Origin of the sequence: Pedosphaera parvula Ellin514, from assembly GCF_000172555.1 — a bacterium.
Classification (GTDB): Bacteria; Verrucomicrobiota; Verrucomicrobiia; order Limisphaerales; family Pedosphaeraceae; genus Pedosphaera.
Window position 1 is genome coordinate 41626 of the sequence record NZ_ABOX02000043.1, and the last position, 21740, is coordinate 63365.

Here is a 21740-nt window from a genome sequence, read left to right on the forward strand (position 1 = left end):
GCTTCATTCCTTCTCTGAAAACAGCGCCTGGGCATATTGCCTGGCATCGAACGGCTGCAAATCATCCGGCTGCTCACCGAGACCTACAAACTTGATCGGCAGTCCCAGTTCCTTCTGAATCGCCACCACCATACCGCCTTTGCTGGTCCCATCGAGCTTTGTTACCACCAATCCCGTCAATGGCACTGCCTTGTGAAATTCCCGCGCCTGGTTCAATGCATTCATGCCGGTTGTGGCATCCAGGACCAGCAAAACTTCATGGGGCGCGCCTGCGAGTTGCTTGCCCATCACCCGATGCAATTTCTGCAATTCCTGCATCAAATTATGTTTGGTGTGCAACCTTCCAGCAGTGTCGACGATGAGGTAATCGGCACGTCGCGCCAGCGATGCGGTAATGGCATCGTGTGCAATCGCTGCCGGATCTGCCTTGTCCGCGCCTGCGATCACCGGCACCTTCAACCGCTCTCCCCACAATTTCAATTGCTCAATGGCCGCCGCGCGAAACGTATCGCACGCCGCCAACACTGAAATTTTTCCCTGCTGCTGGATCATGTGGGCCATTTTGGCAGCCGTGGTGGTCTTGCCCGTGCCGTTGACCCCGACGATCGACACCACTGTCAACGCCCCATCTGCTCGCTTCAGGACGTAGTCCATGGTGGACAGACTCTTCTCGACCTCAGCGCTGGCAATGTTAAAAACATCCAGGCCTTCCCTTCCCTGTGTCTCGTATGCTTTCTTGACCGCTTCGATGATCTGCTCCGTCATGTCCATCCCCAGTCAGCCGCGATCAATGCTCCTTCGAGTTCCTCCAGCGTCCCGCCTTCCAATTTCGGCGAACGGGTTACAATGCGTTTGATTTCGTGGACGACCTTGGAGTGCGTTTTCTGCAGTCCCGACTTGAATTATCGATATCCCATGAAAACTGTTCCCCAATTCTACGCTGCTGCCGGTTTGGTAAGTTTGGCTTTCTGCTCCTCTGCCCGCTCCTTGAGTTTGATGACGTGTTGATACGGCAGCTTGACGCTTCCGACCAAAGGCTTTCCCTTGTTCATGCCGTGACAATCCGATCCGCCGGTAATAAGCAACTGATACCGTTCGGCCATCGCCAGGTAGTGCCTGCTTGTGGAGTTTGAATGCTTTGAATGAAAACATTCAATCCCATCCAACCCGGCTTCAACCAGTTCCGGAATGACATCGTCGGTCCTGTTCAATCCGGGATGCGCCATCACGGCCACACCGCCAGCCTGGTGAATCAAAGCAATCGCATCCAAGGCCGACATCTGACATTTCGGCACCCAGGCCGCGCGATTGGCCTTTAGAAACCGGTCGAAAGCTTCGTCCAGGCTGCCACATAAACCTTCCTGCACCAATGCCCGCGCCACATGCGGACGCCCCGGTGAGCGACAGTTGGCAATCCTGAACACAGCTTCCGCCTGCAATGGCACGCCGAGTTGATTCAGTTTCTCCACCATTTCCCGAATCCGGTTCTGGCGCACCGCTTGAAAACGCGCCACTTCGGTCAGCAGCTTCTGATTGTTCACGTCCAGGAAATAACCGAGCAGATGCAATTCAACGCCCCTCAGTTCGGCTGTCAGTTCGGTGCCTGTCACGAACTCAATCCCGTTGGTCTCGCAGGCTGCTCCCATGCGCTCACAACCTTCCAACGTGTCATGGTCGGTCAGCGCCATCGCCGCCAGTTCGTGACGCTTCCCATGCATCGCCAATTCTTCCGGCGTAAAAGTGCCGTCGGAAAAATTGGTATGTAAATGGAGATCAGCGAACATGTTTGGTTAAAATCCTGGTTATTTTACTATTCGTGCCGGGCGCATCAGTTCCCCTTTTATTTTGTCCAAAATTCCATTCACGAATTTGCCGCTCTCGTAGGTTGAAAATTTCTTGGCGATATCCACCGCCTCGTTGATGCTGACCACCGGCGGGATATCCTCCCGATGCAACATTTCAAAGATGGCCAGGCGCAAAATATTCCGGTCCACCGCGGCAATACGATGCAGGTCCCAGTTCTCGGCATACTTTTTGATCTGGGCATCGGCCTCATCCCGATGTTCCAGTGCTCCACGAATCAGTGGATCGGCAAATATGCGCACCGCCGCCTCCTCCGCAGTTGGCGCCGGCAATTCAACCTTCTGCCCCCACGTCGCCCCGCCTTTGTCTTCCGCCAGGGCCGCCGGTCGTTGCGAATCCCAAAAATGGTTCAGCGCCTCCTCCAGTTTTTCCGGAGGATTCAAATCATGCTGAAATAAAAATTGCACTGCGCGTTCCCGCGCTTCACGTCGCTTACCCATAACTCTATGATGACGAATAAAATCCTGTTGAGAAATGAAAATCTTCAGACCCGCCATTCGGGCCGGGCATCACTTTATTCAATGTTCCATGAATATTTTTTCGATTAACGCTGCACCCTCAAAAAAGCCACAGTAACAGCATGAAAGTAAACCAGAATTCACGTTTACGCTACAAAGTGGCCTCGCGAATCACCTTTTTGGCACTCCTGCTCACGATTGGGTCGGAGGGTTGGTTGCTCTGGAGTGTGACCAGGGCCCCGGTTCACGCCGTCCAATCCCTCCAATCACCGCTGGAATTCTCTTCCATCCCGGTGCAATATTAAGCTAACTGTTCTCCAGCCTCCCCCTATGACCGAATCGGATCGTTTAAAACTGGAACAACTCAAGCACTTGCAAGCCTCTTTGGAGCTTCAGGTGGAGAGGCTTCGACGTGATTTAGACTCCTTTGAGCGGCAACTTGCCGCTTCCCCTCCTGTTCCGCCACCCAAACCGGTTGAACCAGTCCAACCGGTAATTCCACGTGCAGAAGTTGTGCCGCCTCCAGTTCCAACCGCACCCGTAGCCAGGCTAGTGGAGATTCCAGTAATTCCTCCTCCGGTCATCAAATCATTTGAGACGGCTTCCAAAACGGCATCGACTTCTCCCGCACCCGAGCCGGTCATACCATCGGTTACCGCTAATCCCATCGCCACTCTACTCGAAAGTCGTCCCCGTCCAGAAACAGGCCATATACCACCTTCTAAACCAGTTCAACCGCAGGCAGCACCAAAAGGCAAAGAAAAAGCCTCTTTTGAGATGAAGCTGGGCACTTTCTGGCTGGTTCGCATCGGCATTGTCATGGTGTTGACCGCGCTCGCCTTTTTCGGCACCTACGCTTACCAAAACTTTATCCCGAGACTTGGCCCTGCGGGCAAAGTCGGCCTTCTCTACCTGGCCAGCGCTGCGCTTCTGGGTACTGGCGCGTGGCTTCCTCGCAAGCAGGAAAAACTTAAAAATTATTCCCAGGTGCTTCTGGCGGGTGGCCTGGCTGCAGTATATTTCACCACTTACGCCGCTTACCACATTCCCAACCTGCGTGTCATTGGTAGCGCACTGCTCGACGGCACCCTGCTCCTCGGGTGGGCGGGATTCATCATCTGGCTCGCGGATCGCAAAAAATCCGAGGTCCTGGCTTTGTTCGCCGTTTTGCTCGCCTATTACACCTCCGTGATTACCAATGTTGGATTATTTACGCTGTATTCAAATCTGATTTTAGCTGCCGCTGCCGTCTTCTTTTTCGTCCGCAATCGCTGGGCCACACTCTCTTTCACCAGCCTCGCCGCCTCCTACGTCAGCTATGGATTCTGGCGATTTTACCAGGACGGTCATTGGCAATGGGCTTCGCCTGCGGAAGGACTATGGACCGGCAACTACTTTCTCATCTGCTACTGGGTAATCTTTACCGTGGCCGTTTTCCTTTCCAGACACGCCCAATTCTCCGGCACCAAGCGTGCCTCCTTCGTCAGTTTAAATAACGGAGCCTTTTTCTGTGCCTTTATTCTAACCATGTTCCAGGTCCGGCAAGGTGGTTTTTGGAAGTTTTCACTTTTGTATGGAACAGTTCTGACCTGCATGGCCATTCTCGCTCAGCGCCTGTTCGCTTCCGACAAGATTCTCCGCAACACCTATCTCACTCAGGGTTTGCTCCTGTTAACGCTCGGATTCATCACCAAGTTTACCGGGCTGCAACTCAGCCTCATACTGGCAGTTGAAAGCGTCGCTCTGGTGGTGCTGGGCCAGCAACTTCGCAACCAGATATTGCAAATTGGTTCTTACATTTGCGCCGCCCTCTCCGTCGGTTGGGCAGTTACCACCATGCATCCTATGGACCACCACGGCGCGGTCATCGGTTCAGCCGTTGGCGCCTTGCTGCTCTTCAATGCCACCTGGTTCAGAAAACAAACCACTTTCGAAACCAGTCACACCCATACGCCCACGGCCTTCTTCACGATCCTATCACTTGCAATTTGGCTGGTGACATCCTGGCAAAATTCCACGCCGGAATGGCGCGGGGTTCTCCTCGCCGCGGAAAGCACTGTCCTGCTGCTCGCCGCCCGTCCGCTCGGCAACCGCGTGTTCAGCCTTGCCGTTCCGGTATTCGCCGGCCTGGGCATCGTCTGGGAGTTGCATACGCTCATTGAGCAATTCATCACCGTCCAATTCGCATCGCGCCAGGGTCTCTGGCAGGGAATCATCGTGGGAGCGTTGATGCTGGGAAACGCCCTCGCCCAACAACGATTCGCTGCTCCTGCCGGGCCAAAGCAATTGTTTAATCCTCTCCGGGCCGCCTTCACGGCGGGAGGACTCCTGGGCTGGTTGGCTGCCACTGCCGCATTCACCACTCAGGAATATTTTCCTTTGTCCCTGGCAGTTGAGGCATTGCTTTTCACCATTCTTTATTACGTGCTTCGGCTGCCCGAACTCACACTGTTCGGACAGGTCTTTCTGGTCTTTGGTCAGGTGTGCTGGATCTTGGAGTCCTTATCGACGCCCCATTTTACGCCTTGGTGGAACCCCGCCCTGATCGTGGTTATTACTCTGGGTCTCAGTCACTGGTGGCAACGTCAGCAACAACTCAACTTCAAAAAGGAACTCACGCTCTTCCTGCAAGGAATCTATGCGTTGGCCGCGGTGGGCCTTCTTTACTTCTGGTTGCAACCTCATTTCAACAGTAATAACTGGCTCGCGTTGACCAGCCTCCTCGCCATCGTGGTTTCATTTTATGGACTGTTTACACGCTCCTGGTTGCTGGTCGCCACCGGCCAGATTTTTCTCGTGGCCAGCGTCTGGCAATTCGCCGGGCAACTGGCCAACTCCGAGCCCTCATGGTATTTGGCGCTCGCCCCGATCGCGACGCTCTGCTTTTTTGCTCTCTTCACATTACAATGGCTGAGTCAGAAGCCCGGGGTAAACCCAATCATTTCCACACCGGTGCTCCAGCTTTCAATGATCTATCGCGCCTTGGCGGTGCTGATGTCGCTTTGGTGGACGCACAAGTATATTCCCGCACGTGAACAATGCTGGTTCCTGATGCTCATCGGATTCCTGCTGTTCTCGTTGGCTGGCTGGCGTCGCAACCGCGAACTGCTGATTTACAGCAGTGTGTTTACTCTCACCGGAATAATCCGATTCCTCATCCCGCTGGAGGGATCGTCCATCTATCTTCCCACTCTGCTCGCCCTGCTGCTCGTCCCCATCCAACAACGCATCGCCAAGGCATTCGAGAAAAACTATCCTGTATCCTCTGAATTGCATGCCGGGGCCATGATCCTTGGCGCTCTGAGTCTTTGGCTCTACTTCTCACGCTGGGTTCTGCTTTCGGCGGATGGCTTCTACCTCACCGCCGCGTGGTCAGGTTATGCCCTGGTCCTGTTCATCGCCGGGATGGCTGTGCGCGAACGAGTTTATCGTTGGCTTGGCCTGAGCGTTCTCGCCTGTGCGCTGGGACGCGTCTCCTTCTTCGATGTTTGGAGACTGGAACCCATCTACCGCATCCTAAGCTTCCTGGCTCTCGGCATTGTTCTGTTGGTGCTCGGATTCCTTTACAATAAGTATCAGGAAAAAATCAAGGAATGGCTTTGAAAACAATCCTTCCAGCCTTGATGCCAATTTACTCCGCAGCCTAATCAATACAATATCATCGCGGAGCCACCACCAAGTACTGTATCAAGTCCGCGATTTGTTGACGATTCAAACCCCCTTCCAATCCATCAGGCATGGCCGAGACTCCCAGCTCCTGTATGGCCTGAATATTAAACCTCGGCAGCAGCCGGTTGACTCCATTCTCCTGGCAAAGCGTGATGCTCCGGGCATCTTGATGCATGGTGAAACCTGTCAACATTTCCCCATCCAACAAAGGCACGAATTGAAGCATTCCCTGCTTGTTTACATCCAGGTTTGGATTCACGATCTTTGTCACCAGCCTCTCCTTTGGCCAACTTGCAGCTTCGGCCAGGTCCATCCCTCCCTGGTTTCCATCACGGCCCAGCCTGTGGCACGTGGCACAGCGATCCAAAAAGATGACCTGACCTTGCAGGGCATTGCCAACCAACTGCGCCACGGGCAGGATTTCAGCTGCCACTTGCTGGCGTTGAGCACGATCTGGCAGTACGAATAATCTCTCTGCCCGGCCACGTATGTTCTGGTCAGGATGCCCGAGCAGAAACAGCGCTTCCGTTGAGGAGAGTTCAGAGGCTGCAATGCTGCGATTTTCAATCGCCGAAAGCAAAAGCTGCGTCCACTCCGGCCGGCTCAATAAGGCCACAATCGCATCCTTATGCGCGTAAGGCCTGAACAACGGCCACCGCTGCACAATTGTCTGCCCAATCCGCAAACTCGAAAAACGCGCCAGCGTAATCAAGGCTGCCGATTGCACCTGCGCCACTTCCAGCAAGTCCAATCGATCTATCAACGCTGCTTCTGACTGCGCCGCGGTTCCCTCCTGCAAAAACAAGATGGCTTGCACTCGCCGATTTTCTGCCATGGTAGCATCCAAAGCCACCACTCTGGCACGTGCAAGTAATGCTCCCACGTTTGCATCTGCTGCCAACAGCGAGTTTCTGGAACACCGCAATTCATCGCCAAACTCCCTCAGCAAGGCAAAGTTTTCCGGTTCAGGCAGATTGCGCAGCAACTCGATGACCTGCCTCACTTCCGCCGCTTCGTTCCTGGCCGCCAACATCCTGAACATCAGTCGCAAAAAGTCTCGTCCGCCAGGGTTATTCCGAAATGCCGGATCATTTATCACCAGCCCAAACACCTCCACCGCATCCTGCGTCAGCGAAGTCATCACCGCTGCCTGCATCCATTTGCTGCCTAAATCCGCCTTGAGCAGATTCACCAGTAGTTGATTCCGGCCATTATTCCGGATCGGACCCAGGGCGAAGGCAAGCTGATAACGCACCAATGGCGAAGGATCATTCCCCAGCTTGGTCAACTGCGTCCACATGACCGGTGAAGCCGAGCCGTCTGGCGGCACAAATTTATACGCCAGCATTACGGCATGTTCCCGCACCCGGTCATCCGCATCCTCCAGGCTCTTCAGCACATGCATTTCCACCAATAAATTCATGCCGTCGAGCACATGCAGCGCAGACATCCTGCCCAGCGGCGGAACCACCGGGGAATATATTGTCTGCGCCAGTGGGGCAATCGCCTTCTTATCCTGTCGTTCATAAAGCAGTCGCGCAGCGGTGTCACGATACCACCCGTTCGGTGACATCAACGCTGCCACCAGATTCGTGCCACCGGCCTTGGCGAGGTCCGCTGATTTGGGTTGTTTGAAACTCACCGGCACAATTCGGTAGATATGCCCATGCCCTTTCACGGTCGCGAGGCCAGGCGTCGCGCCAGCCTTGTCCGACGCACCGGAAAATTCTGCTCCCATGTCTGCAATGTAAATGGCCCCATCAGGACCAGCTATCACTTGCCTTGGCCGGAACAAACCCGGCTTGCCTGACAGAAATTCAGTCCCTGCCTCATCCGCCAGCCGCCCGGCCACCATCTCCACTCCTTCCTCCACCAACTTTTCATGATGCACGACAGCCCCTGCTGCATCCGCCATAAATGCATCGCCCACGTATGGGTCGCCATAAAGATTGCCTCGATAAATCGTCGTCCCTCCCGCACTCGTAAAGTGTGCGATCCCGCGCTCAGTTCCACCTCGCAACGTCCTCGCAGGCAAACTGCGCCTGAACCCCGGCCTGGTCGGCACACTCGCTGCTCTTGCACTTTGGATCGCATAGAGCCAATCCGCCGTCCCACCGCCAGCCACATCCAGGATCGGTCCCGGCATTTCGTAGTAGGGATTTCTTAACGCAAACTTCTCCTCATACATCAGCAGCAACATCGGTGCCGTGGCGTAGGAAACAAACCGCCGCCCACGGTTGTCAAAGCAAATGCCCAATTGGGATGAACCATTCTCCACGAATAATTGCGACGTTCTGGGGTCAAAGGAAAAATTTCCCTCCTTCAACACAATCGACTGCGTGTTTGGCGGTGTTCCGGAAACGATGTCGCCTCCCTGTCCTTCAGTGGTGCAATGAATCCGATTGTCCAAACCCCACCCAAAGCCATTGAACAGCACCGCATTGCTCAAGCGGTTCGTGCCGGCGTTAAACCCCTTGTAAACCACCCGCCGCGCATCGGCCACTCCTTCTCCCTTGGTATCCTTCAAAAAAATAATCTGGCCCGCCGTGCCGACGAATACTCCGCCGGAATAACAAATAATCGATGCCGGGCGATCCAGGTCATCCGCAAAAACTCGGCTCGTCTTGAACACTCCGTCCCCATCCGAATCCTCCAGCACCCGCACCAACCCCTTCTGGTTGCCGCCCAACCTCGGATCCTCGCTCGATTCCACCACAAACAATCGCCCGGATTCATCTAACGCCATCGCGATCGGAGATGCCACCATCGTCTCATCAGCCACCATCTCCACCCGGAAACCTGGCTTTACCCGGAATAGCTTTGCCAACTCCGGTTGTGGCTTTGCCTCCCGCACAGGAGGGTTGGTGCTTTTCACTGCATTCGTCACCGCCATAGGCTGATTCGTGCCGGGAGGTGCATTGGTGCTGTTCACCTCATTTGTTGCGGCAACGGGAATATTAGTGTTGGAAAGAGAATTGGTGCTGGGCGACTCCGCGGCCAACAGCTTCCCCACGAATAAAAAAACCACCAAACAGAAAAGGTGCTTCATCCTGCTGTAACATGCATCATACATAGCCACTTGGGAAAGCCGGAAAAACTCTCCATTCCTCACCCCATCCCCCAAGCCCCTTCAATCCCATGCTTTATTTCACATACCAAACCGCCTTTATCCTCATAAAATTGAAAAAAACACCTTCAACAACGAACCCCTGACCACTGACGACCGGCCGGTTTACTGAAAACTCTGATGAAAAATTACACCGCTCCGCTAACCTTTTGAAATCCGGAGCACGGTATTCCAATTCCGCGTCGTCACCTGCTTCCCAAACTCCTTCTCCACGATATTCATCAATTCCGTCGTCTGCCGTTCCGGCGAAAGCACCAGCACACTGCACACCTCCCGCTCCGATGCACTCAAAATCCGAAAATCCTTCTCCGGCGTTTCATACGGAATCTTCAGCTTGCTCTTTACCTTCTGCGACAAAAACGTCACGTACAACCGCGTCTCTGGTGTCACCTGGATTTTCTTAAACGGATTCCGTTCCACCAAACTTTGGATCTCCTCCATCGACCGCACCAACACGCCCACCTCATGCCCCAAATCCTTTTTCAAATGCGCTCCAATCTTGCTGACCAGCACACCCTCATCACTCTCCACCGATTCAAACAAAACATTCCCGCTCGCCAGCACCGTTTTCACCTTCTCGAACCCCACCGCCTCAAACGATTTCTTCAACCCCTCCATCTTCACCGGCTTGTGACCACCCACATTAATCCCCCGCAACAACGCCACATACCGAATCATCGTCTTTTTCATCGTCGGAAATTTTAATCCCCCCAGCTCATTTCACAAGTCAAAGGCGACTTGCGATAATGAACAACGCGCCAGCAATCCAATAACGGGTGGAGTGAGGCTGGTGCCCGTCTGGAAAGACCCCGAACTCAATCCTCGTCGGTGACCTAGCCAATATCCATCGAGCCCATCCGCGCACGCGACCTGCGATAATGAACCGCGCACCAGCTACCAGCCAAGGCCGTGTCACTCCGTGCGCGCGTCGCATTGTGTTTTGGCCGGTGTTGATCCTCCTGAAGGTTCCGCCAAAGCTGCCGCGCAAGCCCCGGGATTCCCGAAAGCTTGCGCGGGTATTTAACAAAAACCGCCGCAGTTGCAGTTCAAGTTGGGCTTATTGGGGGCCGCCCAATGACACAGCGCTGCCCCAAGTGGTACCAGAACGCGACATGTGCCAAATCTGCATACTGTGGGCCCCGCGATAAAGAGTTCCGATGCCGCTGTGTCAGTGACGCAGATCGCTGGTGGCACCTTGTACCAACAAATTCCAGTTGCCCCAAGCCGTTCCCGTGCCGGTGTTCCACTTGTGATACAGATTGTTATTGGAGTCGGTCACAAAGATTTCCACGGCACCGTTCGCAGATGCCATCCCAGCGGCATTTGAGGCAAATCCGGAGCCTGCCGTGCCCAGATTGTCTGAACCCCAACTAGCCGCAAAACTCCCGTGGTAATAGTGGTTTATGGATTTGTTTGTATTGCGCACAAACACTTCCACGCCACCATCAGGCCTCACAACGGCGCACGGTCTCCCCGAGCAGCTTCCGCTGCCGATCCGGGTCCAACCACCGCTGTTCCATGACGTGCCTTGACCGGTATCCCACCGGTTCACCAGATATCCGCTGGTGTCCGTGGCAAATACCTGCACATAGCCGTTGGTATTGATTATTATCGTAGGGTCGCTGGCAATACCGCCACCCAGGCTTTGATACCCCCAAGGCTGGCCGGCACCGTTTTGATAAATATCCGTTATGGTTCCATCACTGCCATGGACTTCAACCTTCATGTATCCACTTGGCCGCGCGACGGCTCCCGGATTGCCGGTGAACGAACCCGCCAGTATGCTGCTCCAGCCATTCCACGAGGTTCCCGCTCCGCTATTGTAATTGTGGTTCACATACCCGCCCGAGCCAACCGCAAAAATCTCCATGAAGCCACTGTGAAAAACCGGCACCACAGCGCTTTCCATGCTCCAGGCATCAAAATAACCCGCAGTCCAACCTGTTCCCGGGCCGGAGTTCCAGGCATGCCACGTGTTGCCATCAGTGCTGTTGGCGGCAAAAACCTCCTCCTGTCCGCCGGGATAGACGATCGAAGACGGTTTGAGCGTAACGTCGAATCCCTCGCTGGTGGACGTCGCGATCAGCGGCGTGATCGAACTGCCATTGAAGACGTCGCGATCCATGAAGGCAAGGGTGTTGCCCGCACTGCTGGGCCAGTGGTATTGCCACACATCCCAGGCGCCCGATCCCCAAGGTTGGCAGCCGCCATCCTCCCAGGCGTTGCCGGTCTGCGGATTCCCATTGTCGGGTTGGGCAATCCAGGCGCCCCACTGCGCCACGCTGCCGTCAAAGCTACAGGCTTCACCGGTGGTCGTATAGATTACAGGTGTGATCGAAACTCCATTTGCGGCAGCTTTGCTCTTGATGGAATTACACCACTGGTTGGCCCAGTCGGAGAAGCTGCTGGCGCCGGCATGGCCGGAAAAATCCTCAAAATCGAGCGCCGGCATGAGGGTCTTGCCATCGGCCGCAACCGTGTTTTTCACGATGTTCCAGAAGTAATTGGCCTCCGCCGTGGGCGAGTTCGCAGCGGGGCGGGCAAAATCATAAGCACCCATGACAACCCCGGCGGCCTTGCCGTTGCTGATGTTGCTGCTGTAAAATCCGTCCGTGAAGGTTGTCCCCTCATTGGCCTTGGCCCAGGCGAACGAGATGCCGCCGTTTTTGATGGTCGTCCAGTTGATTGAACCGTTGTTGTTGGAAACGTCCACGCCGAGTGGCCGCGCCCACGCGCTCCCGGCTCCCATGGTCAGCAACAACGAGGCGGCGGCCAGCGCCGTCCGTTGCAGGGTTGATGGTCTGATGGTTTTTTTCATGCGGTTGTTTTCTTCTTCTTTGTTATGGTTTTGTTAGTAGTTTTGGGAGGCACCATGCGATCTTGGTTTTCCATTTGTCCTTGAATCATTGACTGACCAGGAACACCAGTAAAAGTAAAACCATGGCTTCGCGTAGATGTTGCGTGAGCCAATCATAAAATGGCGTTCGCAGACAATGACAAACTGGCAAAAAGTATAGATTTGGGTGCATCTCATCACTGTTCTTAATCTTAGAAAAGTTGATCAAAATGCCTCACTTTCCGAACAGTGGTTTTCTTTCTAAGAACGGTGTCAAGATGCGCCCTATGGATTTTTTGGCAAACCGGCAAAGATGAAGCAGCGCAAGTATCTCCTTCCCCACAATTGAATAATTCCCACCCAGTCGCTACAACTACACAAAAATATGAAAAAGGGTAGCGACAGTAATTACGTCTCCGTTGGCTCCTGGATGTTCATGATGCTCATCACCGCCATACCGGTGATCGGCTGGATCATGATTTTTGTCTGGGCCTTCACCGGCGAAAACGAATCCCGCAAAAACTATTACCGCGCCATCCTCGCATGGATGCTGGTCTTCATCGCGGCAGCCGTGGCGCTGGTATTACTGGGCAGCTGGCCCGCCATCCAGGACCTGTTACACACGCAAAGCCACAAGAGATAACAATCTCAGCTGACACCACCATTCCCACCTGGCACTCAAATTCCCGCATCGAATCTCAACTTCCGGCACACTGAAAGCGTGCGAGCGTAGCAGCCTGGGGTAGCACCTGTAGTTTAGGTGCTACCCCAGGACAACTCCAAATCATTTTCTCCTTCGGCCCCAAATCGCCTGCCTCCTTCAACAACTCGAACCGAAGGACCAAAAAATGTAGGCGCTCCTTAATTTATCAATTGGCAAAGCAGTTGACTCTTAATCAATTGGTCCTATCAGCACCTGAGCCCGCCCGCAGCCCCCGAATCCACCGCTTCACCCTCGGCTTCTGCCATAACCAAATACCGCTGATTACAACCACCGGCACCGCAATAAAACGGGTAAACCACGCGGCACGCGGAATAGTCGCGGCGGGTCCATAAATGAATCCAACGATCGGTATGCTCAATACCAGGTGCAGCATCCGAATCACATTACGTTCGCGCGTGGGACTCATGACCGGACCGGTGTGGTGGCGTGTTTGATGGCTTTCGGCAATAAGAATCCGGCTGCAATCAGCCAAATGAATCCCGGAAACCGGGTCAAGGGAATCAGCAGGAGCGCTTTCGGTGTGATCAGATCAAGCCAGCTCAACTCGCCGATTACCGCCAGCGCGAGACCAAATATCACCAGCCATTTTGGCAACAACCTCATAAAGGCTGCCGGAACACACACACCCGCTATGAGCAGACCCAATGGCACCGAGAAACCCGGCCCACCCAGGGCAAATGAAAAATAGTACAAAGCCCGCAGCACCGCCACGTCGTGCGCAATGCCCGGATACGCCATTACCCAAAGAACCAGCGATGCCGTCGCCATGCTGAAGACCGTCATCAATCCCCCAAAGAGCGCGATGGAAGCGCCCGCTGCCCTCACACCCAGATATTGTAATCGGCTCACCACCGTTGCAGTATAGATGCCAAGGGCTATCGCCGCTCCGAATTGCAGGAAGGCGCAGACCAGGACCTCCGAGGCATGCGCTTGAAAGTAACCTGTGATGGTATCAGCCGATTCCCACGGCCCGGGAAAATGCGCCTTGCCACTAAAAGTAATGACCTGATAAAGCCCGGCGTTAAACAGGACGGCGAAGACAATGGCCACTATGCCCAGCGGCGGACTGGGATGCCCGGCCTGACGTGAAACAATCTCAGCGGATTTATTCATAAGAATAGGTGAATGCTGTATGGTGTACTGATCCATTCCGGAGGCAACGCTGCCTTCGGAGTTGAACGATTTATCAAATACGTTTATACTATTAATAGTTAATCACATTAATCATTCATTATTGTTACCATGTCAAGCGCTCGTTCATCAGAAAATCAAAAAAGTGGTGTTGCCTTCCTCCTCACTCAGGTCGGCGCGCATGCGGCATTTCAATTCGCCGAGCGCCTCGAAACGCTGAAGCTTGATCCCGCTCACGCTGGCATCCTGCGCGCCATCAATGCCGAAAACGGACTGAGCCAGCGGGAACTTGCAAAACTGATGGGAATGTTCCCCAGCCGCCTTGTCTTGGTGCTGGATGAACTGGAAAAAGCCGGCCTCATCGAAAGAAAAGCCAGCGCCGAAGATCGGCGAACTCACATGCTCCACCTTACGGCGCGCGGAAAAGAAACCCTGCAAAACATTGGTCGCATCGCCCGCGAACACCAGGACGCCTTCTGCGCCGCCCTAAACGCCTCCGAACGCGAAACCCTCGCCGCCCTCCTATCAAAACTCGCCGCCCACCACCACCTCACCCCCGGCGTCCATCCCGGCTACCGAAAATTGTGATCGTCTCAAGAATCTGAAATAATCCCAATCAGTCCTCAACATTCACTTCCCCTTCCCCAATCAATAGTTTGCTTTGTCATAGCAGGCCTGAGACAATGAAAGTTATGAAAAAGCCAATTAAAGGCGAGGCGGTAACCATTCGTTATAATGACGCCACCATCCAATCAACCTGCTCTGAAGTGGTGGACGTCCCGCACAAAGGTCCTGACGCTGCCAGGTTTGTGATCCTTTCGAAGGAAAAATTTGGCAATGGACGGCAGGCTTACTTCATGCAGGAGGGGGCAGAAGCCGGGATGATTATTGAAAGTGTCATCACTGACGAACGTGAAAGAAAAAATCGGGTGACGTTCTATGGGTTATTTCCTGCAAACTGAGCGGCTCATTGGCCAATTACAATAACCAAACCAGTCTCTGCAACGAGACTGGTTTTTTTATTCGGGTTTTTACTCCATGAAATCCCCTTGCCTTTGAGATAGTTTTCCTTGTCACCACTGATCACTCCCACAGTTTCCAATTCGACAACGAAAATTAATTTTGGCATTTCGCATATCCGTTTCGCAACCCGGAACCGGGCTCAACTGCATATGGGGTGATTACCCCGTGCCTCTTTCATCGATTATGCATTTACTACTTTTTAAATCATGCCATCAATAGGACCACGTATGGTTCAAATCAATGCTGGCTGGCAGTTGGAAATAACTCCACGGAGGCAAATCTTTGTTTCGCATCTTGGAACACCACGCTTCAAAGTGGAAATAACTATTCGCGGAACTGTGCCTCAAATAGATTTTTCCTTCAAAGGCCAGTGGGAAGACAAAGCAGACGATGCCATGCACTGGTATATGAAAGCGCTGGAATTTTACCAGTTCGCCATGAAGCAGCAGGAAATGCAGCAGCCTGAGCTTTCTGCAAACTGATTTTAAAGTCAGCCGCCAGGTCGGTCATATCTGGCAACAATTGCTCAACCTACTCCGGCAGCCACTGCTGGATGATGCTCTGGAATGTCGCATCCAACTCTCCCGGCACAGTCGGCTTTACGAGATAAGCTTTCGCTCCCAATTGATTCGCCAGTTCCTGTTCCTTTGAATACGTTGAGGTCGACCAAACGATTACCGCCAAATCATTAAAAGCCGGGTCCTCCCTGAGCCGTTGCAATACTTCCAGGCCGGTCAATCGCGGCATCTTGATGTCGAACACGCATAAGGATGGCAGCGGATATTTTGTCCGATCCGCGTAAATCCCAGTCCCCTTCAGGTAAGCCAGCGCATCCTCACCGTTATAAACCACCTGCACTGGATTCGTGACGCCAATGCGATTGAGTGAACGATTGAAGAAAAACACATCGTCTTCATTGTCTTCAGCCAAAAGTATTACTGGTAACACGCGCTCGTAAATTACCAACACTCAATCTCCTTCGCAACCAGTTCCTTTTGCGCCACAGCCATATTTATGACTTACAAATTTTCTGCATGCTAAAAGAAATCTCAGAATGGCAGGAGGGATTTTTTTGGGGTCATTACCTGATTGAACCGTCCGGCGACACAACTATACTCACGGATCACGAACATCAAGGCTCGCTGCTCTCAAGGAGGCGAGACGCCTGCATTATCAATGAAGCTATGAATTATCTCTCCTTCGTCCTTGTAACCTCGCTCGCAGCGGTTTCAATCCAGCCTTCCCAGGCCGTCGACACCACAGCACCCAACCCAAAACAAACCTCTGCTTTTGCCCCGACCGTTACCAACACTGCAAAGCCTGCCGGCCCTGCCCCCGAAGGAATGGTTTGGATTCCCGGCGGCGAGTTTTCCATGGGCAGCGAAGACCCGACCACCGACACCATCTGCGGTGGACACGAGCCAATGAGCGACGCACGCCCCATTCATCGCGTTTATGTGGATGGCTTCTGGATGGACAAAACCGACGTGACCAACGAGCAGTGGGAGAAGTTCGTCAAAGCCACCGGCTACATTACCATTGCCGAGCGCGCGCCAACGAAGGAAGAGTTCCCCACCGCACCGCCCGAAAACCTCGTTGCCGGGTCCACAGTCTTCACCCCAACGCCGGGTCCGGTGCCGCTCAACAGCATGTTCCAATGGTGGCGCTACCAGAAAGGCGCGAACTGGCGTCATCCGGAAGGACCCGACACCGACCTCAAAGGCAGGGAGAAATACCCCGTGGTGCAGATCGCGTACCCCGATGCAGTGGCTTACGCGAAGTGGGCCGGCAAACGCCTGCCAACCGAAGCCGAATTCGAATTCGCCGCACGAGGCGGTTCCGCTGGAAAAACGTACGCCTGGGGCAATGACTTGAAACCCGGCGGCAAGTGGATGGCTAACATTTACGAGGGCACGTTCCCAACCAAAGACACTGGTGCAGATGGCTTCGCTGGCATCGCCCCGGTCGCACAGTTTCCACCCAACGATTACGGCCTTTACGACATGGCAGGCAACGTCTGGCAATGGTGCAGCGACTGGTATCGGGCAGACTATTACACGCAACTTGCGGCCACCGGCACTGTCGCGCGCAATCCACAGGGACCGGACACTCCATTCGACCCTGCCGAGCCCACGGAGAAAAAGCGCGTGCACAAGGGCGGCTCATTCCTTTGCACCGATCAGTACTGCACCCGCTACATGGTCGGCACACGGGGCAAGGGCGAAGTCACCACCGCGAGCAACCACCTTGGCTTTCGTTGCGTGAAACAATCAGATGCCACGAAAAAGGAAAGTGCTTCAAATAATCATTGAATGCACGTAATCACTCGATTTCCATCTCAAGGAAAGTCTGCACTCTGCGGGACTGTTCCACCCAACCTGGTCGCCTCGATCGCAAATCACTGTTGATTCTCAAGCTGACTGCTGGTCGTGCCCACGAACATTCTGGGCCCAGAGTCGGCGGCTGGCAGTGAAACTCGAAATATGCTGCCTTCGTTAATCGTTGAGCATGCCACTTCAATCGTGCCTCCCATCCTCTCCGCCGCCTTCTTCACGATTGCCAATCCAACTCCTGTTCCGGCGATGTTCGAAGGACCGGTTGCAAGGCGTTCGAATAAATTAAAAATACGGGCAAAATCCTGCTCCTGAATCCCGGTGCCATTGTCCTTTACAAAAATCGTGACCTGTTGACCGTGTAATTTGGCCCAAACCTTTATCTCTGGTTTTCTCCCTTCCGACACGTACTTGAGCGCATTGCCAATCAGGTTGGAAAAAATCTGTACTAACAGTGTTCTATTGGCCAGAACATGCGGCATGGGCGTGACAATTTCGACTCCAGCCGAGGAATTCTGAATCTCGCTTTCGTTCATCGCACATACATCCTTAAGACAGTCCTCCAACGACAGGCTCCTCAACTCAGCGGCGGAAAAACCGACCCGGCTATATTCCAGGATGCCCTTGAGCAATACTTCCATGGATTCGACAGACTGGCGGATGCGGCCAAGGAAATGCTTTTCCTCCTCGTTCAGTTTCGATCCACATTCTGCCGCCAGCAGGTCGCTGAACCGGCCGATTGAACGCAAAGGTGCTCGCAAATCGTGAGAAACCGTATGAGCGAACGATTCCAGTTCACGTGTCTTACTTCGGAGGGCTTCCTCTTCCATTTTTTTCGCGGTAAGATCACGGGTAACCTTGGCAAATCCGGCCAACTGGCCATCCTTGTCCCTCAATGCAGTAATCACTACGCTCGCCCAGAATCTTGAGCCGTCTTTGCGCAAACGCCACCCCTCAGCCTCATAACGGCCTTCCTGGATGGCGGCTTTCAACTCCTTGGACGGTTTGTCATCCGCCACGTCTTCCGGGGGGAAAAATATTGAGAAATGTTTACCAATGATTTCGGCAGGCTGATATCCCTTGATGCGCATGGCACCCTGATTCCAGGAACTGATGATTCCCTTGGTATCCAGCAGGAAAATGGCATAATCTTTTATCTCCTCAACCAGGAGGCGATACGCTGACTCGCTGACTGGATGGGACTTTTGCTCAGCATCCTCTTGCATTTAGTCACCATAATAGCTCGGCCAAGCTCTGGCAACCTCCATCCGTCTTGCTCCCCTGGGCTGACGCGATCAAATTATCAGCACCACACAATTTTCAACTTATAAAAATCGCCGTCGAATGTGAATGCGCCACAGCAAAACTGCCGCGCACTCCTTCGAATACGCGGCAGTCTGAAAATAAAACTCGTCAGGCTTAAGCGACGGGTTCTTCCATCACTTTGACAACACGGCTCTGGCTCGTACGCTTGCGTTTGGTCTCATCCAATTCCTTCTTGCGCAGACGCAGGCTCTTCGGAGTCGCTTCCACATATTCATCAGAACTGATGTATTCCAAAGCGCGTTCCAGGCTCAACTTCAACGGCGCATCGAGTGCAATACCCTTGCCGTCACCTTGCGAACGCATGTTCGTCAAACGCTTCGCCTTGCACGGATTCACAGGAATATCATTTTCACGCGCATTTTCACCCACGATCATGCCCGTATAAATCTTGTCGCCCGGCTCCACCATCAAACGACCACGTTCCTGCACCATGTTCAACGCATACGTCGTCGCTTCACCATCTTCCATGCTCACAAGTGAACCGTTCTTGCGCGCGGCAATATCACCGCGATCAGCACCGTATTCATGGAACAAATGACTCATCACACCCATGCCGCGAGTCTGGTTCACCAGGTCGGTTTCGAATCCAATCAATCCACGCGTCGGGATAAACGCCTCAATGCTGACGGTATCGCCAATATGATTCATGTTCGTGATTTCACCACGACGATTCGCCAGATTTTCCATGATCGAACCCATGGCGTCTTTCGGAACTTCCAGGAACAACTTTTCAATCGGCTCCTGCAAATTGCCTTCCTTGTCCCGGCGATAAATCACTTCAGGACGCGACACCAGCACTTCGTAACCTTCACGGCGCATCTGCTCGACGAGAATTGCAATCTGCATTTCGCCACGACCGCTCACTTCAAAAATGCTCGTCATGTCCGTATCAGCAACGCGCAACGCCACGTTCGTACGGGTTTCCTTGATCAAACGTTCCCGGATGTGACGTGCCGTAACCAGCTTGCCTTCCTGGCCAGCCAATGGCCCGTCATTCACCGCGAACTGCATCTGAATCGTCGGCGGATCAATCGGCACGAACGGCAGCGGTTGACGATCTTCAATATCCGTAATCGTTTCACCAATAAACACGTCTTCGAATCCAGTGATGCCGATAATGTCGCCGGCATGCGCTTCCTGGATCTCGATTCGCTTCATTCCTTCGAAATGGAAAATCGCCGTGGTCTTCGACTTGCTCTTGCGCCCGTCGCCATGAATACAAACGATCGGATCAGCCAATTTCACCTTGCCGCTGACAATCTTGCCGAAAGCGATACGTCCGAGATAATCCGAGTAATCCAGGTTGGCCACCAACATCTTGAACTCTTCACCCGCATGCGCGCGTGGCGGCGGGATGTGCTTGATCACCGCATCAAACAGCGGCTCCATCGTCGTGCTCTCGTGGTTCATCTCCACCTTGGCGAAACCTTGCTTCGCACTGGCGTAAATCACCGGGAAATCCAACTGCTCATCCGTGGCGTGCAACGCCATGAACAATTCAAACACCTGGTCCAAAACCTTGTGCGGCGCTGCATTGTCGCGGTCAATCTTATTGATGACCACGATCGGCTTCGCACCGGCTTCCAGCGCCTTGCGCAACACGAAGCGCGTCTGCGCCTGCGGACCTTCCGCGGCATCCACCACCAGCAACACCCCGTCAATCATGTTCATGATACGCTCCACTTCACCGCCGAAGTCAGCGTGTCCCGGAGTGTCCACGATATTCACGTGGTAATCCTTATATTTGAAGGCGGCGTTCTTGGCGCGGATGGTAATACCCTTTTCCCGTTCCAAATCCATCGAATCCATCATGCGTTCTTCCGTCGCCTGGTTGGCGCGGAACGTCCCAGATTGCTTCAACAAGCAGTCAACCAATGTGGTCTTGCCATGGTCAACGTGCGCGATGATTGCAATATTACGAATATGTTCCATAAAATCTTCCGTCGAAATCAAGTCGGCTAATGTGCCAGACGAATCTAAAAGGTCAAGCTTCGGCTCCATATAAAAAACCCTTACCCAACCTACGTCAGCTTAACCCTCTTCGAAAGCCTCTGCCTCAATATCTAAACTCATTTTCAGATTTTCCATTCCAACTCGCATCACGATGACCATGAATGGCTTACAATACGACATGAAGCGCACCCATCCCCAAATTGAACCTTAGTCATTTGAACTTGGACATTCCTCTTCACCCATTCTGATTTGTGCTTCTTGTGCCTTTTCGTGGCCATCTTGCTTTTCGTGGTTCAAAGCAGCCTGAGTTCCTTCTCAATCCTCCTCAACGTCTCCGGCCGAATCCCTCCCTCCCCACGACTCAACTCCTGCTCCAACGTTTCCCGTTGCTTCTCCACTTTCGCCTTAAACTTCTCCAACTCCAGCGACCGCCGATTCACCAACACAAACGCCTTCAACAACTCCATGTACGTCTTCGGATCACCTTCTTCCATCTCCGCCCGCACTCTGGCCAAATCAAACTTCGACAACATCCCGAACAACTGCGTACCAAGTATCTTGATCCCCGCCTCCTGCACCGGACACTCCGGATTCTGCGCCATCACTGATTGTGCAAACTCCGCCTCCACCTTCATCACCTCCATCTGCTTCTGGTCCTTCAACCAATCCTGAAATCCACCCTGATACCACCGTGAAATATTCTTCTCCTGAATGTCTTTGTGCCCCTGGCTGCTGAGATGCTCCACGATTTTGGGATAAGTAACACCATCCTCCAGCATCTGGTTCACTTCCTCGCGCAATTCCTTGGGCAACCGTGCAATTTTTCCTTTTCGACGCTCGTTCATAAAACAGTTCCTTCATTTGGTTTTTAGTTTGTTAACGACTGAAAATTTTTTTCACCGACTAATACCGACCTTTGGCGTCCGATACCGACCAATACCGACTTAACTCTTCATTTGGCATTTGAAATTCGCCATTCGGCATTCCATGTTCCACCGTCCGAGCATCCCATTCGAAACTCGAAAATCGCCATTCGAAATTCCCATGGCCGCCATCTCCGAAACATCCTTGTGCCCCAGCCCCGCCAGATGCTCCACAATCTTGGGATACGTCACCCCATCCTCCAGCATTTGATTTACCTTTTCCCTCACCTCATTCGGCAACCGCGCAATCTTTCCATTTCGACGCTCACTCATAACACACTCCTTATTTGTTTGGTTCTTGGTTGGATCAGCTAACCGTTACTTCTCCAAAAAAAATTAACCGTTATCCAGCGTTATCAGGCGTTATCCACCGT

At 53.3% G+C, this 21740-nt stretch carries 21 protein-coding genes; 7 read left to right on the forward strand and 14 right to left on the reverse strand.

Annotated features, from left to right (window positions below; all coding sequences use genetic code 11):
- Nucleotides 1-3: 3 nt before the first annotated feature.
- The 3 genes from ftsY to nusB form a co-directional block, all read right to left on the reverse strand.
- Nucleotides 4-765 carry a signal recognition particle-docking protein FtsY gene (gene ftsY, locus CFLAV_RS24360; RefSeq protein WP_202796952.1) on the reverse strand — a complete coding sequence of 254 codons (762 nt, stop codon included), beginning with the start codon at nucleotides 763-765 and terminating at the stop codon, nucleotides 4-6.
- Between the two features lie 170 nt (nucleotides 766-935).
- Nucleotides 936-1784, reverse strand: a complete 849-nt coding sequence (locus CFLAV_RS24365; RefSeq protein ID WP_007417528.1) for a PHP domain-containing protein — start codon at nucleotides 1782-1784, stop codon at nucleotides 936-938.
- Nucleotides 1785-1802: 18 nt separating this feature from the next.
- Complete coding sequence (gene nusB / locus CFLAV_RS24370; protein ID WP_040550024.1) at nucleotides 1803-2303, reverse strand: transcription antitermination factor NusB; 501 nt, start codon at nucleotides 2301-2303, stop codon at nucleotides 1803-1805.
- A gap of 140 nt (nucleotides 2304-2443) precedes the next feature.
- Here nusB and CFLAV_RS24375 point away from each other — a divergent pair, with 140 nt between their 5' ends.
- On the forward strand, nucleotides 2444-2626 hold the full coding sequence (locus tag CFLAV_RS24375; protein ID WP_007417530.1) for a hypothetical protein: 183 nt from the start codon (nucleotides 2444-2446) through the stop codon (nucleotides 2624-2626).
- Nucleotides 2627-2651: 25 nt separating this feature from the next.
- Nucleotides 2652-5924 carry a DUF2339 domain-containing protein gene (locus CFLAV_RS24380; RefSeq protein ID WP_007417531.1) on the forward strand — a complete coding sequence of 1091 codons (3273 nt, stop codon included), beginning with the start codon at nucleotides 2652-2654 and terminating at the stop codon, nucleotides 5922-5924.
- Nucleotides 5925-5979: 55 nt separating this feature from the next.
- Here CFLAV_RS24380 and CFLAV_RS24385 read toward each other — a convergent pair whose 3' ends face one another.
- The 3 genes from CFLAV_RS24385 to CFLAV_RS24395 form a co-directional block, all read right to left on the reverse strand.
- Nucleotides 5980-9039 (reverse strand): PVC-type heme-binding CxxCH protein, encoded by a 3060-nt coding sequence (locus tag CFLAV_RS24385; RefSeq protein ID WP_160164652.1) that lies wholly within the window; start codon nucleotides 9037-9039, stop codon nucleotides 5980-5982.
- A 219-nt stretch (nucleotides 9040-9258) separates the two neighbouring features.
- Nucleotides 9259-9807: a DUF1697 domain-containing protein gene (locus CFLAV_RS24390; RefSeq protein WP_007417533.1), complete on the reverse strand. Its 549-nt coding sequence runs from the start codon at nucleotides 9805-9807 to the stop codon at nucleotides 9259-9261.
- Between the two features lie 478 nt (nucleotides 9808-10285).
- Nucleotides 10286-11935 carry a DUF8189 domain-containing protein gene (locus CFLAV_RS24395; protein WP_007417534.1) on the reverse strand — a complete coding sequence of 550 codons (1650 nt, stop codon included), beginning with the start codon at nucleotides 11933-11935 and terminating at the stop codon, nucleotides 10286-10288.
- Nucleotides 11936-12338: 403 nt separating this feature from the next.
- On the opposite strand from CFLAV_RS24395, the gene CFLAV_RS24400 reads away from it, so the two are divergent.
- Nucleotides 12339-12596, forward strand: coding sequence for a hypothetical protein (locus CFLAV_RS24400; protein WP_007417535.1), 258 nt, complete (start codon nucleotides 12339-12341; stop codon nucleotides 12594-12596).
- 253 nt (nucleotides 12597-12849) lie between these two features.
- Here the strand turns inward: CFLAV_RS24400 and CFLAV_RS24405 are convergent, their stop codons facing one another.
- Nucleotides 12850-13083 (reverse strand): hypothetical protein, encoded by a 234-nt coding sequence (locus CFLAV_RS24405; RefSeq protein ID WP_007417536.1) that lies wholly within the window; start codon nucleotides 13081-13083, stop codon nucleotides 12850-12852.
- Nucleotides 13080-13790: a hypothetical protein gene (locus CFLAV_RS24410; RefSeq protein WP_063816462.1), complete on the reverse strand. Its 711-nt coding sequence runs from the start codon at nucleotides 13788-13790 to the stop codon at nucleotides 13080-13082. The genes CFLAV_RS24405 and CFLAV_RS24410 overlap by 4 nt, the downstream gene beginning before the upstream one ends.
- Nucleotides 13791-13919: 129 nt before the next feature.
- Between CFLAV_RS24410 and CFLAV_RS24415 the strand changes: the two genes are divergently transcribed.
- The gene (locus CFLAV_RS24415) at nucleotides 13920-14396 is read left to right on the forward strand and encodes a MarR family winged helix-turn-helix transcriptional regulator (RefSeq protein WP_007417538.1); all 477 of its coding nucleotides are present in this window, start codon (nucleotides 13920-13922) and stop codon (nucleotides 14394-14396) included.
- Between the two features lie 104 nt (nucleotides 14397-14500).
- Nucleotides 14501-14770, forward strand: a complete 270-nt coding sequence (locus tag CFLAV_RS24420; RefSeq protein WP_040550005.1) for a hypothetical protein — start codon at nucleotides 14501-14503, stop codon at nucleotides 14768-14770.
- A gap of 5 nt (nucleotides 14771-14775) precedes the next feature.
- Here CFLAV_RS24420 and CFLAV_RS35735 read toward each other — a convergent pair whose 3' ends face one another.
- Complete coding sequence (locus CFLAV_RS35735; RefSeq protein WP_007417540.1) at nucleotides 14776-14937, reverse strand: hypothetical protein; 162 nt, start codon at nucleotides 14935-14937, stop codon at nucleotides 14776-14778.
- A gap of 100 nt (nucleotides 14938-15037) precedes the next feature.
- On the opposite strand from CFLAV_RS35735, the gene CFLAV_RS24425 reads away from it, so the two are divergent.
- Nucleotides 15038-15313 carry a hypothetical protein gene (locus CFLAV_RS24425; RefSeq protein ID WP_237712453.1) on the forward strand — a complete coding sequence of 92 codons (276 nt, stop codon included), beginning with the start codon at nucleotides 15038-15040 and terminating at the stop codon, nucleotides 15311-15313.
- A gap of 49 nt (nucleotides 15314-15362) precedes the next feature.
- Here the strand turns inward: CFLAV_RS24425 and CFLAV_RS24430 are convergent, their stop codons facing one another.
- The gene (locus tag CFLAV_RS24430) at nucleotides 15363-15800 is read right to left on the reverse strand and encodes a response regulator (RefSeq protein ID WP_007417542.1); all 438 of its coding nucleotides are present in this window, start codon (nucleotides 15798-15800) and stop codon (nucleotides 15363-15365) included.
- A gap of 65 nt (nucleotides 15801-15865) precedes the next feature.
- Here CFLAV_RS24430 and CFLAV_RS24435 point away from each other — a divergent pair, with 65 nt between their 5' ends.
- Nucleotides 15866-17143 carry a formylglycine-generating enzyme family protein gene (locus tag CFLAV_RS24435; protein ID WP_007417543.1) on the forward strand — a complete coding sequence of 426 codons (1278 nt, stop codon included), beginning with the start codon at nucleotides 15866-15868 and terminating at the stop codon, nucleotides 17141-17143.
- An 86-nt stretch (nucleotides 17144-17229) separates the two neighbouring features.
- On the opposite strand, the gene CFLAV_RS24440 is transcribed toward CFLAV_RS24435, so the two are convergent.
- The 4 genes from CFLAV_RS24440 to CFLAV_RS24455 all read right to left on the reverse strand — a co-directional run bounded on the left by CFLAV_RS24440 (nucleotide 17230) and on the right by CFLAV_RS24455 (nucleotide 21639).
- Nucleotides 17230-18390 carry a sensor histidine kinase gene (locus tag CFLAV_RS24440; RefSeq protein WP_007417544.1) on the reverse strand — a complete coding sequence of 387 codons (1161 nt, stop codon included), beginning with the start codon at nucleotides 18388-18390 and terminating at the stop codon, nucleotides 17230-17232.
- 193 nt (nucleotides 18391-18583) lie between these two features.
- Complete coding sequence (gene typA, locus CFLAV_RS24445; protein WP_040550033.1) at nucleotides 18584-20422, reverse strand: translational GTPase TypA; 1839 nt, start codon at nucleotides 20420-20422, stop codon at nucleotides 18584-18586.
- 314 nt (nucleotides 20423-20736) lie between these two features.
- Entirely contained in the window at nucleotides 20737-21288 is a 552-nt protein-coding gene (locus tag CFLAV_RS24450) for a phage protein Gp27 family protein (protein WP_007417546.1), read from the reverse strand.
- Between the two features lie 99 nt (nucleotides 21289-21387).
- Nucleotides 21388-21639 (reverse strand): hypothetical protein, encoded by a 252-nt coding sequence (locus CFLAV_RS24455; protein ID WP_007417547.1) that lies wholly within the window; start codon nucleotides 21637-21639, stop codon nucleotides 21388-21390.
- Nucleotides 21640-21740 lie beyond the last annotated feature (101 nt).

Excerpts from the sequence above, each read along its gene's own strand:
- ftsY (WP_202796952.1), bottom strand. The coding sequence starts at position 765 with ATGACGGAGCAGATCATCGAAGCGGTCAAGAAAGCATACGAGACACAG.
- CFLAV_RS24365 (WP_007417528.1), bottom strand. The coding sequence starts at position 1,784 with ATGTTCGCTGATCTCCATTTACATACCAATTTTTCCGACGGCACTTTT.
- nusB (WP_040550024.1), bottom strand. The coding sequence starts at position 2,303 with ATGGGTAAGCGACGTGAAGCGCGGGAACGCGCAGTGCAATTTTTATTT.
- CFLAV_RS24375 (WP_007417530.1), top strand. The coding sequence starts at position 2,444 with ATGAAAGTAAACCAGAATTCACGTTTACGCTACAAAGTGGCCTCGCGA.
- CFLAV_RS24380 (WP_007417531.1), top strand. The coding sequence starts at position 2,652 with ATGACCGAATCGGATCGTTTAAAACTGGAACAACTCAAGCACTTGCAA.
- CFLAV_RS24385 (WP_160164652.1), bottom strand. The coding sequence starts at position 9,039 with ATGAAGCACCTTTTCTGTTTGGTGGTTTTTTTATTCGTGGGGAAGCTG.
- CFLAV_RS24390 (WP_007417533.1), bottom strand. The coding sequence starts at position 9,807 with ATGAAAAAGACGATGATTCGGTATGTGGCGTTGTTGCGGGGGATTAAT.
- CFLAV_RS24395 (WP_007417534.1), bottom strand. The coding sequence starts at position 11,935 with ATGAAAAAAACCATCAGACCATCAACCCTGCAACGGACGGCGCTGGCC.
- CFLAV_RS24400 (WP_007417535.1), top strand. The coding sequence starts at position 12,339 with ATGAAAAAGGGTAGCGACAGTAATTACGTCTCCGTTGGCTCCTGGATG.
- CFLAV_RS24405 (WP_007417536.1), bottom strand. The coding sequence starts at position 13,083 with ATGAGTCCCACGCGCGAACGTAATGTGATTCGGATGCTGCACCTGGTA.
- CFLAV_RS24410 (WP_063816462.1), bottom strand. The coding sequence starts at position 13,790 with ATGAATAAATCCGCTGAGATTGTTTCACGTCAGGCCGGGCATCCCAGT.
- CFLAV_RS24415 (WP_007417538.1), top strand. The coding sequence starts at position 13,920 with ATGTCAAGCGCTCGTTCATCAGAAAATCAAAAAAGTGGTGTTGCCTTC.
- CFLAV_RS24420 (WP_040550005.1), top strand. The coding sequence starts at position 14,501 with ATGAAAAAGCCAATTAAAGGCGAGGCGGTAACCATTCGTTATAATGAC.
- CFLAV_RS35735 (WP_007417540.1), bottom strand. The coding sequence starts at position 14,937 with ATGCCAAAATTAATTTTCGTTGTCGAATTGGAAACTGTGGGAGTGATC.
- CFLAV_RS24425 (WP_237712453.1), top strand. The coding sequence starts at position 15,038 with ATGCCATCAATAGGACCACGTATGGTTCAAATCAATGCTGGCTGGCAG.
- CFLAV_RS24435 (WP_007417543.1), top strand. The coding sequence starts at position 15,866 with ATGCTAAAAGAAATCTCAGAATGGCAGGAGGGATTTTTTTGGGGTCAT.
- CFLAV_RS24440 (WP_007417544.1), bottom strand. The coding sequence starts at position 18,390 with ATGCAAGAGGATGCTGAGCAAAAGTCCCATCCAGTCAGCGAGTCAGCG.
- typA (WP_040550033.1), bottom strand. The coding sequence starts at position 20,422 with ATGGAACATATTCGTAATATTGCAATCATCGCGCACGTTGACCATGGC.
- CFLAV_RS24450 (WP_007417546.1), bottom strand. The coding sequence starts at position 21,288 with ATGAACGAGCGTCGAAAAGGAAAAATTGCACGGTTGCCCAAGGAATTG.
- CFLAV_RS24455 (WP_007417547.1), bottom strand. The coding sequence starts at position 21,639 with ATGAGTGAGCGTCGAAATGGAAAGATTGCGCGGTTGCCGAATGAGGTG.